Below are 14,288 nucleotides of genomic sequence, written 5' to 3' on the forward strand. Positions count from 1 at the left end.
TTAAAATAGTCCAAATTTTATAAGAGTGATGGTCATGAGTAAGCAGCAGCCTACTTCAAAAAAACCATTGGTGAATCTTCCATTCCCAATGCCAAACACAGCGCAGGATAATGATCAGGCGGTACATAATTCGGTGCGTCCTAAACCTGAGCAATATGCGGATAAGACTTGGCCACCGCCACGTGGTACTCGTCGTTCGATGGGTAAGCGCTAAAAAAAATGCCACAATTACGTGGCATTTTTTATTGATGGGGATTTAAAAGTATTGAAATTAACGAACATGCTTACGCGCTTTGTTGGCAGGTTTTGGCGGCGAGATTTCACGTACGCCATGCCATACATCGCTAAAATCTTGCTCGTTGATATTATACAATTCCAATAAAGCCAAAATCGCTGCACCAAATAGCATTGGGCCTTCTGAATTATTTTGGAACTCGAATACCTTACCATTTAAGTTGTGCAAAATATCCTGAATTTCAAAGACCCGATCACGCCCATTGCTGTCAGTTGGGTACATTTGTGTATTCAATATGATTTTAGCCAAGGCTTTTTCATTATCGCTCAATGCCAAGACTTCAATTAATTCATCGGTGGCAGGGGTAAAAATCACAGAATCACGGTAAATGGTGTGTAGTAATTTTTGCGTTAGTTTAGGCAATGCTTTTTCGACAAAAGGACGAAACGACGCAGGAAAAATCACATTATGGGCAATGCCTTTAAACATAGGGGCAATTTCTTCAACCGTATAACCTGCAATACCACAACCAATTGAAGTTAAAAAATACTTCATTTTAGGATGGTTTTTGGCATAGATTTTAAAGTCATCCACATAGTGCTGAATTTGCGATAGTGGCATTTGTTGTAAATGTTCATTCATGGTTGGAATGGCAAAACTTTGTCCTGCCCAACCGCGCCCGACGCCTTCAACGGCACCAAAAAATTCTTTGGCTGTTCGTGCTGCACCACCTGCATGTTGTCCTGCCATGTTACTGCCAAATACGAAAACAGTATCTTCAGGGAGGCTTTTGATAATTGATTCGTCGTGATATTGGTAAGTCATGCGCATTTGCTTTTATGGTTGTCATCCTGAAATTTCATGTTGCCTTTGAATAGCCAGTGGGTCAAGACTTAAAAAGCAGTTTCCTTATGCTCAATTTAGTCATAGCACATCTTTAGGCTAATAGCGTCTACGACAGAATTAAAATTGTGCGATGGCTTTGCAGAAACGCAACATCGCCACTACATATTCAAATGCTCTGAGATTCGGCAAATCTGCTAAAATATCAGGTCGCATCAAACAAAAGAGCTGCATTTGTGAGTGATAAGAAACCATTCGATTTAGTCACCAACTATCAACCTGCGGGTGACCAACCACAAGCCATTGAAAAATTGGTTCAAGGGATAGAACAGGGCTATCATGATCAGCTATTACTTGGGGTTACAGGCTCAGGTAAGACTTATACCATGGCCAATGTGATTGCCAGAACACAGCGTCCGACCATTGTCATGGCACATAACAAAACGCTGGCAGCACAGTTGTATGGTGAGTTTAAAGCGTTCTTTCCGAACAACGCAGTCGAATATTTTGTCAGTTATTATGACTATTATCAGCCTGAAGCCTATGTACCATCTTCCGATACTTTTATTGAAAAAGATGCGGCTATTAATGATCATATTGACCAAATGCGACTCTCGGCCACACGTGCTTTGCTAGAGCGTCGTGATGCCATTATTGTCGCATCGGTATCTGCAATTTACGGTTTGGGTGATCCCAATGCTTATATGAGCATGTTGCTGCATCTGGTGCAAGGTGATCGGGTGAATCGTGATGATTTGATCCGTCGTTTGGTGGAAATGCAATATAGCCGTAATGAGCTAGAGTTTTTGCGCGGTACTTACCGTATTCGTGGTGAAATTTTAGATATTTTCCCTGCTGAATCTGATCAGCATGCTATTCGCATAGAATTATTTGATGATGAAGTCGATTCGATTCGTTGGTTTGATCCATTAACAGGCAAATTGGTGCGTAAAGTGCCGCGCGTGACTATTTATCCTAAAAGTCACTATGTTACGCCTAAGGATAATTTGGAACGTGCGATTGGTACCATTAAAGAAGAACTAAAAGAGCGTTTGGTGTTTTTTCGCGAACATGACAAATTGCTAGAAGCGCAGCGCATAGAACAACGTACCCGCTATGATTTAGAAATGATGCAGCAATTGGGCTATACCAACGGCATCGAAAACTATTCACGACATTTGTCTGGACGACCTGCAGGCGAAGCACCGCCCACTTTGTTTGATTATGTACCTGATGATGCCTTGCTGATTATTGATGAATCGCACGTGACCGTTCCGCAAATTGGCGCGATGTATAAAGGTGACCGATCACGTAAAGAAAACTTGGTGAATTATGGTTTCCGTTTACCTAGTGCGTTAGACAACCGTCCAATGAAATTTGAAGAATGGGAGCGCATCGTCCCATCCACAATTTATGTGAGTGCCACACCTGCACAATATGAATTGGAAAAATCGCAGCAAATTGTAGAGCAAGTGGTGCGTCCAACTGGGTTGATTGACCCTGAAATTGAAATTCGTCCAGTGTTAACTCAGGTGGATGATGTGCTGTCTGAAATCTATCTGCGTAAAGAATTGAATGAGCGGGTGTTGGTCACCACATTAACCAAACGCATGGCTGAAGATTTGACCTCATATTTAAAAGAATACGGCATTCAGGTGGCTTATTTACACTCCGATATTGATACTGTAGAACGCGTTAAAATTATTCATGAATTGCGTACAGGTGTACATGATGTTTTGGTCGGCATTAACTTGTTGCGTGAAGGCTTGGACATGCCAGAAGTTTCTTTGGTGGCTATTTTAGATGCCGATAAAGAAGGCTTTTTACGTTCGGAGCGCTCGTTGATTCAAACCATTGGGCGTGCGGCGCGTAACTTGAAAGGTAAAGCAATTTTATATGCAGATCGCATTACTGACTCAATGCAAAAGGCGATAGATGAAACGGAACGTCGTCGTGCAAAACAAATTGAATTTAATGAATTACATGGCATTACCCCACGCAGTGCGATACGTCAAGTGATTAAAGAAATTGACACAGGTGAAGTACTGAATGATGAGCAAATTGATGAAAAAATCAATGCACAAACCCGTGCTTTGAGTGCCGATGAACAACACATTTTGGCTGACCCAAAACTATATGCCAAACATATTGCCAAACTTGAAAAAGAGATGTTGAAAGCCTCTAAAGAGCTGCAATTTGAACAGGCGGCGCGTTTACGTGATGAAATTTTGCGTTTAAAAGCACAAATGTTGCGATCAGGCTAAATGGTGGGAGATTTGCATTGACATTGTAAGCGCAACGATGTGTATCACACCTGCTATGTAAAATTTGAGTTGCAAAAATTACATATCCATACAGTAAATTGAAAAGCTTGCGGTTATTTTTGAAGTAGATCAACAAAATTGACTGAACATGAGAGTTTAGAGGTTGGGAAAATGGCAAAAAAACTTCCGTTTGCAGGTGCGCGACTTGCCAAAATTGCCCTTGGTGGTGTAGTTCTGATTGGTTTGGGTGCTGCGACCATGGCATATTCCAAAACCAACGAATCGATGAAAACGGTAGAAAAAGTCGAATTGGATAAATATTTAGGCGTTTGGTATGAAGTCGCAAGAAAGCCTGTATTTTTTCAAAACAAATGCGGTTCGAATGTAACAGCAACCTATACATTGAATGAAAATGGTAATGTGCAGGTTGATAACCGTTGTATGGCAAAAGATGGCAAACAAATGCGTGCTTTGGGGGAAGCTTTTGTACAAAATGCACCTTTTAACAGTAAGCTCAAAGTAAGCTTTTTGCCTGAAGCCATTCGTTGGTTGCCTGTAGGGCGGGGTGATTATTGGGTGTTAAAGCTGGATGATGACTATCAAACTGCTTTGGTGGGTGAGCCACGCCGTAAATATTTATGGGTACTGTCGCGCACCGCGCAGCCCGATCAGGCTGTGGTTACGGAATATCTGAATTATGCTAAATCATTGGGCTATGATTTGGGGGATGTGATTTATACCCAACATACACCAAAGAAAAAGTCAGCTGAAGAATAAAGTGAAATAGAAGAGCTAAGCCATAGCTAAAAGCATGATAACCTGCTCAGTTAAATAGCGAGCTTAATAATTTAAAGATGGATGGACCACGCACAGACTGCGTGGTTTTTTATGTGTGAAAAAAATCTTAGATTTGAACATGCAGTAAAATAATTCTATTAAAAATGTAGAAAAATGATGCACTTCTTTGCAAAATTTTAAGCAGTCAATATGCTGTCATTACAATATCGGTATAATGCACACTTGGGCAGGAGTGGGTAGATGTATAAAGGCGTAGCATTATCGGTTTTGGCATCGGTCACTTTTGGACTGTTGTACTTTTATACCCAACTCTTAAAGCCTTTAGACAGCGAAGAAACGTTTGCGTGGCGTATGTTGGCAACCTTGCCATTCCTGACCGTATTTATGTGGTGGTCGGGAGATTTTAAGCATATTTTCGCTATTTTTTCACGCATTAAACAACAACCACTTTTACTGTTGTGGTTGCTTGCCAGTTCTTTTTTATGCACCACGCAATTATGGCTATTTCTATGGGGACCTATTAACGGGCGAGGTCTACAAGTATCTCTCGGGTATTTCTTATTACCCTTGGTGATGGTCTTGGTCGGTTGCGTGCTCTATAAAGAAAAATTATCAACTTGGCAAATGGCAGCAGTTGCCTTGGCGGTGTTGGGTGTCAGTCATGAAATCTGGCGCATTGGCACGGTTGCATGGGAAACTTTATATGTCGCATGTGCCTATCCTTTATATTTCTTTTTACGTCGGGTCTTCCGAACTGATCACTTGGGCGGATTTTGGTGGGATTTACTGTTAGTCATTCCTATCGCGGTATATCTAGGCTTTTATTATAGTGACAGTGTAAATGTCATCGCAGCTTTTCCATATTTAATTTGGTCGGTACTTGGGCTAGGCTTTTTAAGTGCATTGGGACTTGGTAGTTATATTTTGGCCAGTCGCTATTTGCCTTTTGTGATTTTTGGCTTATTGAGTTATTTAGAACCTGTGCTGTTGGCTTTTGCCTCAATGTTATTGGGTGAGCGAATAGAAGCAGGGGAATGGCTGACCTATATTCCAATTTGGTTGGCGGTGGCGTTGCTGGTAATGGAAGGTTGTTTGCATTTAAGAAAGCAAAAACAGAATCAGCAAGATTTACAGCAGAAGATAGAGCAGCAATCAGAGCGATAAATATCTTAAAAATCTATTGGCATGCTTCTGTAGAAATACAAAGAAGATGGTTTAAAGGTTTGCCGATACATCTTAGTTTGAAAAAATGATCTTTTTTGAATTTAAGGTATAGAAAAAGCAGATGAAGCTTAAATATACCTGCCAAGTTTTTGGCCTGAAAAATTGAACATTGAATGAAAAAAGTAAAATCACAAAAATAATTACAACTATTTTATGAATTTATAGTGAATATATAAGAAAATAGTCGGGTCAATGCCAGCTTTTGATTCAATCTTGGCGACAATTCCATTACAATTATCGGGTTTTGAAATTCATGCCTAGATATACAATTAATTAGAGGACGTATCTGTGAGCAAAGAGACTATCATCGCCCTACACGCAGAGCACCAAGGTCGCTGGAAAAACCGTGAAGAAATCGCGGAACGTATGATTGCTTTACTCGGTCAGTTGTACCGTGAAAAAAATATCATGGTTTCAGTATTTGGTCGTTCTTTAGTTAACCGTTCTGTGATCCAAATTTTGAAAGCACACCGTCGTACTCGTATGATGGATGTAGAACTTTCAGTTGTTCACACATTCCCAATTCTTGAAGCTTTAACCAAAGTAGAGAACATTGGTTCAGCAGAAGTTGACTTGGGTAAACTTGCTGTTGAATATAAAGAAAAAGGCGGCGATGTAGATGCATTTGTTGCAGACGCTGTGAAATCTTTAGCAGGTAACCCAACAACTGTAGAAAGCAAAGATGTAGTTCTTTACGGTTTTGGTCGTATCGGTCGTATTCTTGCACGTTTAATCATTGGTCAATCAGGTCTTGGCCGTGGCTTAAACCTTAAAGCTATTGTTGTGCGTAAATCATCTGACGGTGATTTAGAAAAACGTGCGTCTTTGCTACGTCGTGACTCTATTCACGGTCCATTTGCAGGCACTATTTCTGTAGATGAAGAAAATGAAGCTATTATCGCAAATGGTAACTTCATTAAAGTGATCTATGCATCTAACCCATCTGAAGTAGATTACACAGCTTATGGCATCAACAATGCCTTAGTTATTGATAACACTGGTAAATGGCGTGATGCAGAAGGTCTTGCTCAACACCTTCAATGCCCAGGTGCTGCACGTGTAATTTTAACTGCACCAGGTAAAGGCGACATGAAGAACGTGGTTTACGGCGTAAACCAAGCTGACATTCTTGATGAAGATACTATTATTTCTGCAGCAAGCTGTACAACGAATGCAATCACACCAACTTTAAAAGTGTTGCATGACAAGTACACTGTTGTGAATGGTCACGTTGAAACTGTGCACTCATTTACCAATGACCAAAACTTGATTGATAACTATCACAAAGCTGATCGTCGTGGTCGTGCAGCAACATTGAACATGGTTATTACCGAAACAGGTGCAGCGAAAGCAGTTGCGAAAGCATTGCCGGCATTACAAGGTAAATTAACAGGTAACTCTGTACGTGTTCCAACGCCAAACGTATCACTTGCAATCTTGAATTTAACGCTTGAGAAAGAAGTAGATCGTGAAGAAGTGAACGAATATATTCGTCAAATTTCAATTCACTCTAATCTTCAAGGTCAAATTGGTTATACCAACTCGACTGAAGTGGTTTCAAGCGACTTCATTGGTTCGCGTACTGCAGGTGTATTTGATGCGCAAGCAACCATCACTTCAGGCAACCGTTTAACTGCTTACGTTTGGTATGACAACGAAGTGGGTTATAGCTGCCAAGTACTGCGTATTGCTGAACAAATGGGCGGCGTAAGCTATCCTAAAGTTCCTGCTGAAACAAATGCATAATTTGTGAAAGCTAAAAAAGAGCCTCATTTGAGGCTCTTTTTTTATGCGCTTTAATTCATCATCGAATATAAGAGTGAGTGTTGAAATTTTCACCGAATACGCTATTATAAACTTACTAAAATAAAGTCTATGCTAAAAAGTAAGTTTTATTTTGCTTTCAAGTTTTTAAAGCCTGAACAATAGAAATAACAGAAGGATACCGTTATGCAATACGCCACTAGTCACATACTTGGACAAGTCCTTGCTAAAGATTGTCCATCTCGGGTTCGTTTGGAGCATCTAGCCAACAAATGGTCAATGTTGGTGTTACATTGTTTAAGCGAGGGTTTACACCGTTTTAGTGAGTTAAGGCAGCGCATTGAAGGAGTGAGTGAAAAAATGTTGGCACAAACGCTTAAAACCCTAGAGCAAGATGGGTTAATTTTACGCACAGTTTACCCGACAGTGCCACCTAAAGTGGAATATCAGCTCACTTTTGAAGGCTCACAAATTGCAGCAAGAGTGAATCAACTGATTGAGTATTTAGAACAGCATTTGCCTGAAACTTCACAGCAATCTTCCCACTAATAGATAGTGTATCTTTGGGGGGAAGTCGTTGTAGAAGTAACTAATGCGAAGCACATTTGGGATGATTAAATAGCGCGTTGATGTGAAAAATCATAACGATCAATCAATAAAATGCCCACGGCAAATATTAAAATACTCGCCACACAACCCATCCACCCCCAGTGCTGCCATGCATAAACCGCCGTCAATGAATCAAGTGCTGCACTTGAAAACAAATAGTCATATATCGCATGAATACGCGAAAGTGCGGTGGCATCAATTCAATATACCAAGTTTTGATTCAACACGTGAAAAACCGTTAAACCCAAATGCTCATCAATACACCCACGGCATAAGCCATAATATTCTGCTGTGCAAAAAAAGAGGAATGCACGCAAACAACCTCAAGCCAATACATAACATTGCGACAAAATTTTCACGACCTTTGCCCACCGTTTTCCCGGACACACTTGAAGAGAAAATTCCAATCACACCCAATAAACCAAAAAGCCCAATTTGAAAATCACTAAAATAATAAGGCGAATTGGCTAAAACAAAAGTCATGCAAGCAAAACCAAGGACAAAATGGCAAAACCCAATGCACCTGCGCACGCTATGAATTAAATATGGCTGAGTCAGAGCCAATTGAATTAAAGAACGATAAATGCCTGCTATAGTCTGGTTTGTGTTGCAGTCGTAGAGGGAAGTTTGTTCATAACAAGCCTGCAAAAAAAGTAGGGTGATTATGCCGCTGCTGAAATAGACTGCTTCCCAAGACCAATAAGTCGATACAAAACCCGCATAAGAAAAATGATCATCTCATTGCTAAAAGCAATGAGTGATTTGAACAATCAAGGATAAAAAGTAGTTCAGTATACGATTGCATAAATATAATTCGAGAAATTTTCTAAAATATGGCAGAATATACGGCTTTTAAAGTTTTTAGAGGATTGGCAAGATGCGCTTTGTTGATGAAGCAGTCATTACCGTAGAGGCTGGCGACGGTGGCAATGGCGTAGCCAGTTTTCGCCGAGAGAAATTTGTACCATTTGGTGGACCAGATGGTGGTGATGGTGGTCGTGGCGGCAGCATTTTTATTCAAGCCGACGACAACGCCAGCACCCTTGTAGATTATCGTTATACCCGTAAATTTCGGGCTGAACGTGGTAAAAACGGTTCAGGCGCAAACTGTGCAGGTCGTGGTGGTGAATCTGTCGTTTTGACCGTTCCAGTGGGCACAACCATTGTTGATACAGACTCTGGCGATATTATTGCAGATTTAGTCGAAAGCGGTCAGAAAGTATTGGTCGCTCAAGGTGGTGATGGTGGTTTAGGGAATACTCACTTTAAATCATCTACTAACCGTACACCGCGTAAATTCACGCATGGTGCGAAAGGTGAATTCCGTGAAATCCGTCTAGAGTTGAAAGTCCTTGCCGATGTAGGCTTGCTAGGCATGCCAAATGCGGGTAAGTCAACGTTCATTCGTGCTGTTTCTGCGGCAAAACCAAAAGTAGCCGACTATCCATTTACCACCATGGTGCCAAATCTGGGTGTGGTGGATGCAGACCGTCATCGTTCTTTTGTCATGGCCGATATTCCGGGGCTAATTGAAGGTGCGGCTGAAGGTGCAGGTCTTGGTATTCGTTTCTTGAAACACTTGGCACGTACCCGTATTTTGCTACACATTGTTGATGTTCAGCCAATTGATGGCTCTGACCCAGCGTATAATGCCAAAGCAATTATGGAAGAATTGAAAAAATTCTCTCCAACTTTGGCTAAACTGCCAATGGTGTTGGTGTTAAATAAACTGGATCAAATTCCTGAAGATTCACGCGAAGAATGGTGTAAACACATTCTTGAAGAATTGCAGTGGGATGGTCCTGTGTTTAAAACTTCAGGCTTAATGTCTGAAGGTACTCAGCAAGTGGTGTATTACTTGATGGATCAAATTGAGCAACAACGTGAACGCGAAGTTGAAGATCCTGAGTACGCAGCAGAAATGAAAGCATTCCGTGATCAGCTGGAAGCTGAAACACGTGAACAAACCATTGCCGCGAAAGAAACGTATCGTGAGATGCGCCGTCAGCAACGTCTTGCAGGTATGTTGGGCGATGACGACGAAGACGATGATGGTGWAGATGGCGAAGTAGAAGTGTATTACGTACGCTAAGCGCTACAAAAAGTGACTGAGGACAAGATGATAGAAGTGGTAGATGGGCAACGTCAGCTCAAGGGTTGTAAACGAATCGTTGTTAAAATCGGATCATCTTTACTCACAGCCAATGGGCAAGGTTTAGATTTGGATGCGATCTCGCATTGGGCGGGACAAATTGCAGATCTACACAATGCTGGACACGAAATTATTTTGGTGTCATCGGGAGCTGTGGCTGAAGGGATGGTGCGAATGAAACTTGAGCAGCGACCCACCGATCTACCCAGTCTTCAGGCATGCGCTGCTATTGGTCAAATGGGCCTGATTCAGACGTGGTCAAGTGTGCTGGAAAAGCACCAGATTCAAACTGCACAAGTCCTATTAACCCACGATGATCTGGCAGATCGTCGTCGTTATTTAAACTCATGCGATGCCTTGCAAAACCTGATTGAATGGCGCGTGATTCCAGTTATCAATGAAAATGACACGGTTTCTACCGATGAAATTCGTTTTGGCGATAACGACACTCTAGCTGCGATGGTCGCAGGGCAAGTCCATGCCGATTTATTAATCATTTTGACCGATCAGCAAGGCATGTTTGACTCCGACCCACGTTCTAATCCAAATGCGAAACTGTTCCATACTGTACGTGCTTTGGATGAAAGTCTGTTTGATATGGCGGGCGGTGGCGGCAAGTTCGGGCGTGGCGGCATGCTAACTAAAGTCCGTGCAGCACGTTTAGCGGCTAAATCGGGTTGTCCAACTTTAATTGCCAGTGGTGAAAGTGACAACGTACTTGCGCGTTTAATGGCGGGCGAATTGTTGGGTACTTTATTTATTACCGATAATGACCGTATTGCCGCACATCAACAATGGTTGGCAGCACATTTACAAACAGCAGGACGTTTGGTGATTGATGATGGTGCAGTCAAAGCCATTAAAGAAAATCATCGCAGTTTATTGCCTGTGGGTGTAAAAGCCGTAGAAGGACATTTTGACCGTGGTGATGTGGTGGAATGTGTAGATACACAAGGTCACCGTGTCGCAGTGGGACGTGTAAACTTTAGTTCGCGCTCTGCAGACTTGGTCAAAGGTTTGGCATCAGACAAGGTGCATCAAGTCTTAGGTGAAGCACGGTCATTGGAGATGATTCACCGTAATCATATGGCGATTTATTAATGTTGTAATATATTGAAATTAAATGAATAAAATAATTCATTTGATTTTTTAACTACTTTTTTAGCTACTTGGTAAAAAGCCTACTCAAGATAAGTAGGCTTTTTACTGTTAAATATATTTAGATATCAAAAACAAGTTTTTGGGTGTCATTTTTACCCGACTTGTAACGTATGTTTCAATTTGGTGGTCTTACATGAACCTAGATAACTTAAAAGATTTATTATTATTTTTGAATTTTACGCAGCATCAAAACGTATTCACTAAAAAATTTTCATCTGGGGATCATAGTCTTTCAATCGATTTTGAAAAAAAGCAAATAATCTATCCGGAAGCTTATGGTTTAAAAGTGAATGAAAGACAGACTTGTAATTTTTCCAGTAACGAAAATTTTGTGGTGTTTGAATGTGTACACCGTTTACTCGAAAAAGGCTATAAACCTGAGCACATAGAGTTAGAGCCAAAATGGAAACTAGGGCATGGTGCAAGTGGCGGACGTGCGGATATTTTGGTGAAAAACCATCAAAATCAACCCTTTCTAATTATTGAATGTAAAACCTTTGATCGTGAATTTAATAAAGCTTGGAAAGAGACGCTTGAAGATGGCGGACAGCTTTTTAGTTATGTCGAGCAAGAAAAATCCGTTGAATTCGTATGCTTATATGCATCGCAATGGAATGAAACGGACAAAAAAATTGACGATCAGCAACGTATTATTTCAGTTAAAGATAACCCAATCATTTTAAAAGATTTGCCCGATGCCTTAAATTACAGCAATGCCAAAAATGTCAAAGAACGTTTTAAGGTGTGGAAAGATACCTATCAACTTGAAGCGACTGAAAAAGGGATTTTTGAAGATAATATTCAGGCGTATCAAATTGGTAAAGATAAATACACGCTAGCGATTGATACTCAGCCAATTAATAGTATGAACATTAAAGGCAAGTATCACGAGTTTCGTACTATTTTACGCAAACATAACGTTTCACGCCGTGAAAATGCCTTTGAAGTGTTGGTGAATTTATTTTTATGTAAAATTGTGGATGAAACCCAAAATCCTGAAGATTTGCATTTTTATTGGAAAGGCATGGCATATGACAGTTATTTCGATTTAGTCGATCGCCTGCAAAAGCTGTATAAAATTGGTATGCAACAATTTTTACAGCAAGACATTATTTATGTCAGCCAAGATGATATTGATGGTGCATTTTGGGCAATTAAACAAAAACCGAATGCCACCGAGCAACGAATTAAAGAACTCTTTCAACAACTTAAATTTTATAAAGGCTTAGATTTTGAGTTTATTAAAGTTTCCAACAAAGAAAAGTTTGAGAAAAATGCCAAAATTTTGATTGAAATTATTCAAATGTGGCAAGGTTTACGCCTAACTTCAACCGAAGAAAATCAATTCTTAGGCGATATGTTTGAGTATTTCTTAGATAACGGTATTAAACAAAGTGAAGGGCAGTTCTTTACGCCTATTCCAATTTGTAAGTTCATTGTGTCAGCATTGCCATTAGAAAGCATGTTGCAACAACATTCTGAACCGTTAAAAGTGATTGATTATGCGTGTGGTTCAGGGCACTTTCTTAATGAATATGGCTCGCAAGTCAGTAAACTACTGAAACCGATTAAAGATATTGACGAGCCAAATAGTTACTATGCACAAACTTATGGCATTGAAAAAGAAGATCGTTTAGCCAAAGTATCTAAAGTGGCATCGTTTATGTATGGGCGTAATGAAGTTAATATTATTGATGCTGATGCCTTAATCTCCCATGAAAATATTAAACCTGAAAGTTTTGATGTATTGGTGGCAAATCCTCCATTTGCTGTCGAGGATTTTTTACAAACCATTGATGAGGTGGAGCGTGAAAAATTTAAATTATTTAATTTGGTGAATAATCCTAGCAATAATAATATTCAGTGTTTCTTCTTAGAACGTGCGCAACAACTGCTTGCCCCTGATAGCGTGATGGGCGTGATTGTGCCAAGTTCGATTCTAAGCAATAGCGACAGTATTCACATTGCCACCCGTGAAATATTATTACAGCATTTTGATTTTTTAAGTATTGTTGAATTGGGTAGCCAAACCTTTGGTAAAACAGGTACAAATACTGTGGTGTTGTTCTTACGCCGTAAAGCACAGCGTCCTGAACAAGCCGTACAATTTAGAAATCGGGTCAATAATTTCTTTGCTGATTGGAAAAATGAAAAAGCCAGTAGCGGTGGGGCGTATTTGGATACCAAAGTGGTGGAAAAATATTGTCAGCATACGCAAATTGACTTTGCGCTGTATGAAACACTGTTAAAAGGCGAGCTTAATGCCGATTTATTGGCGATCGACATCTTTAAGGATTACCAAGCCGATTTTAATAAACAGGCTGAAATTGTGAATTTAAAGAAACAAAAGCAATTTAAAGCCAAAACTGAAACCGAGCAACAAGCTGAGTTAGATAAGCGTTTACTTTATTATTTAACCAACATTGAAAAAGACAAGCTGTATTACTTTATGCTCACGCAATATAACGCAGAGGTAGATAACAAAGCTCGCCCATTGCTAGTAGTAAAAAGCCCAAGCGATAACAAAGAACAGAAGAAGTTTTTAGGTTATGAGTGGAGCAGTGCCAAAGGTAATGAAGGTTTAAGTTATTTGGGTGGTGATACGGTATTTGACATTAATACGCCATTATTTGACCCAAAAAACCGTGAGAATAGTGAAAAAATTAGTTATGTGATTCGGCAGAATTTTAATGGCGAGCAGGTGAATATTCCTGAGCATTTAACGCCGTTTGTGTCGCAAGTGTATTTGCATGATGTGCTGGATTTTAGCCGTAAAGAGTTTAATAAGGCGTTTAATTTATCGGCACAAAGTAAAGTTGAAATTGAAACCAAATGGGATTTGGTGAAGTTGCCCGATGTTGTTGAAATTAATAAAGTAACTAAAAATCCGGAAAAAGAATTTGGAGAAGAAAGATTTATCTATATTGATATTTCATCAGGGCTTTGTTGCACAAACCTATCTGTAAAGGGTTTTTCAGCGATATAATTTTCAAATGAAGAAGCCTACACACAAAATCTACCGCACAACCAATTGGCCCGCATATAACCGAGCACTCATGAGTCGCGGAAATATTGCCATTTGGTTTGATCCTGCTACGCAATGGTATGCGCCATCAAAAGGCAAACAAGGGCGAAATCAAACCTACTCCGACGCAGCCATCCAATGCTGCTTAATGATTAAATCCTTATTCCGTCTGTCTTTACGTATGGTCACTGGCTTTGTGCAAAGTCTGATTAA

Annotated in this window: 13 protein-coding genes; 10 read left to right on the plus strand and 3 right to left on the minus strand. The window is 40.2% G+C overall.

The window, feature by feature from the left end; genetic code table 11:
* Positions 1-34: 34 nt before the first annotated feature.
* Positions 35-214 carry a hypothetical protein gene (locus BJN41_RS06920; RefSeq protein WP_004971707.1) on the plus strand — a complete coding sequence of 60 codons (180 nt, stop codon included), beginning with the start codon at positions 35-37 and terminating at the stop codon, positions 212-214.
* 57 nt (positions 215-271) lie between these two features.
* On the opposite strand, the gene BJN41_RS06925 is transcribed toward BJN41_RS06920, so the two are convergent.
* Positions 272-1,060 carry a hypothetical protein gene (locus BJN41_RS06925; RefSeq protein ID WP_004971705.1) on the minus strand — a complete coding sequence of 263 codons (789 nt, stop codon included), beginning with the start codon at positions 1,058-1,060 and terminating at the stop codon, positions 272-274.
* Between the two features lie 254 nt (positions 1,061-1,314).
* Between BJN41_RS06925 and uvrB the strand changes: the two genes are divergently transcribed.
* The 5 genes from uvrB to BJN41_RS06950 all read left to right on the plus strand — a co-directional run bounded on the left by uvrB (position 1,315) and on the right by BJN41_RS06950 (position 7,677).
* Positions 1,315-3,342, plus strand: a complete 2,028-nt coding sequence (uvrB, locus tag BJN41_RS06930) for an excinuclease ABC subunit UvrB (protein ID WP_070154167.1) — start codon at positions 1,315-1,317, stop codon at positions 3,340-3,342.
* Between the two features lie 171 nt (positions 3,343-3,513).
* Positions 3,514-4,119, plus strand: coding sequence for a lipocalin family protein (locus BJN41_RS06935; protein ID WP_019837676.1), 606 nt, complete (start codon positions 3,514-3,516; stop codon positions 4,117-4,119).
* A 261-nt stretch (positions 4,120-4,380) separates the two neighbouring features.
* Positions 4,381-5,304, plus strand: coding sequence for an EamA family transporter RarD (gene rarD, locus BJN41_RS06940; protein ID WP_070154169.1), 924 nt, complete (start codon positions 4,381-4,383; stop codon positions 5,302-5,304).
* Positions 5,305-5,652: 348 nt separating this feature from the next.
* A complete protein-coding gene (locus BJN41_RS06945) occupies positions 5,653-7,110 on the plus strand; it encodes a glyceraldehyde-3-phosphate dehydrogenase (RefSeq protein WP_019837674.1) in 1,458 nt (485 codons plus the stop codon).
* A 204-nt stretch (positions 7,111-7,314) separates the two neighbouring features.
* Positions 7,315-7,677 (plus strand): winged helix-turn-helix transcriptional regulator, encoded by a 363-nt coding sequence (locus BJN41_RS06950; RefSeq protein ID WP_070154171.1) that lies wholly within the window; start codon positions 7,315-7,317, stop codon positions 7,675-7,677.
* Positions 7,678-7,742: 65 nt separating this feature from the next.
* Here BJN41_RS06950 and BJN41_RS15975 read toward each other — a convergent pair whose 3' ends face one another.
* Together BJN41_RS15975 and BJN41_RS15855 are read right to left on the minus strand one after the other, a co-directional pair.
* Positions 7,743-7,865, minus strand: a complete 123-nt coding sequence (locus tag BJN41_RS15975) for a hypothetical protein (protein WP_264754238.1) — start codon at positions 7,863-7,865, stop codon at positions 7,743-7,745.
* A 127-nt stretch (positions 7,866-7,992) separates the two neighbouring features.
* Positions 7,993-8,220: a hypothetical protein gene (locus tag BJN41_RS15855; RefSeq protein WP_227515223.1), complete on the minus strand. Its 228-nt coding sequence runs from the start codon at positions 8,218-8,220 to the stop codon at positions 7,993-7,995.
* Between the two features lie 394 nt (positions 8,221-8,614).
* On the opposite strand from BJN41_RS15855, the gene cgtA reads away from it, so the two are divergent.
* The 4 genes from cgtA to BJN41_RS06975 all read left to right on the plus strand — a co-directional run.
* On the plus strand, positions 8,615-9,829 hold the full coding sequence (cgtA, locus tag BJN41_RS06960) for an Obg family GTPase CgtA (protein WP_070154173.1): 1,215 nt from the start codon (positions 8,615-8,617) through the stop codon (positions 9,827-9,829).
* Between the two features lie 27 nt (positions 9,830-9,856).
* Positions 9,857-10,990 carry a glutamate 5-kinase gene (gene proB, locus BJN41_RS06965; protein ID WP_019837670.1) on the plus strand — a complete coding sequence of 378 codons (1,134 nt, stop codon included), beginning with the start codon at positions 9,857-9,859 and terminating at the stop codon, positions 10,988-10,990.
* Between the two features lie 193 nt (positions 10,991-11,183).
* Positions 11,184-14,036 carry a restriction endonuclease subunit M gene (locus BJN41_RS06970; protein ID WP_070154175.1) on the plus strand — a complete coding sequence of 951 codons (2,853 nt, stop codon included), beginning with the start codon at positions 11,184-11,186 and terminating at the stop codon, positions 14,034-14,036.
* Positions 14,037-14,043: 7 nt separating this feature from the next.
* The coding region (locus BJN41_RS06975; RefSeq protein ID WP_171072066.1) for a transposase at positions 14,044-14,288 on the plus strand (245 nt) is incomplete at its 3' end.

Origin of the sequence: Acinetobacter towneri, assembly GCF_001758345.1 — a bacterium.
Taxonomy (GTDB): Bacteria; Pseudomonadota; Gammaproteobacteria; order Pseudomonadales; family Moraxellaceae; genus Acinetobacter; species Acinetobacter towneri_A.

Bases quoted from the DNA above. Each gene is read 5' to 3' on its own strand.
- BJN41_RS06920 (WP_004971707.1), top strand. From the start codon at position 35: ATGAGTAAGCAGCAGCCTACTTCAAAAAAACCATTGGTGAATCTTCCA.
- BJN41_RS06925 (WP_004971705.1), bottom strand. From the start codon at position 1,060: ATGACTTACCAATATCACGACGAATCAATTATCAAAAGCCTCCCTGAA.
- BJN41_RS06935 (WP_019837676.1), top strand. From the start codon at position 3,514: ATGGCAAAAAAACTTCCGTTTGCAGGTGCGCGACTTGCCAAAATTGCC.
- rarD (WP_070154169.1), top strand. From the start codon at position 4,381: ATGTATAAAGGCGTAGCATTATCGGTTTTGGCATCGGTCACTTTTGGA.
- BJN41_RS06950 (WP_070154171.1), top strand. From the start codon at position 7,315: ATGCAATACGCCACTAGTCACATACTTGGACAAGTCCTTGCTAAAGAT.
- BJN41_RS15855 (WP_227515223.1), bottom strand. From the start codon at position 8,220: ATGACTTTTGTTTTAGCCAATTCGCCTTATTATTTTAGTGATTTTCAA.
- proB (WP_019837670.1), top strand. From the start codon at position 9,857: ATGATAGAAGTGGTAGATGGGCAACGTCAGCTCAAGGGTTGTAAACGA.
- BJN41_RS06970 (WP_070154175.1), top strand. From the start codon at position 11,184: ATGAACCTAGATAACTTAAAAGATTTATTATTATTTTTGAATTTTACG.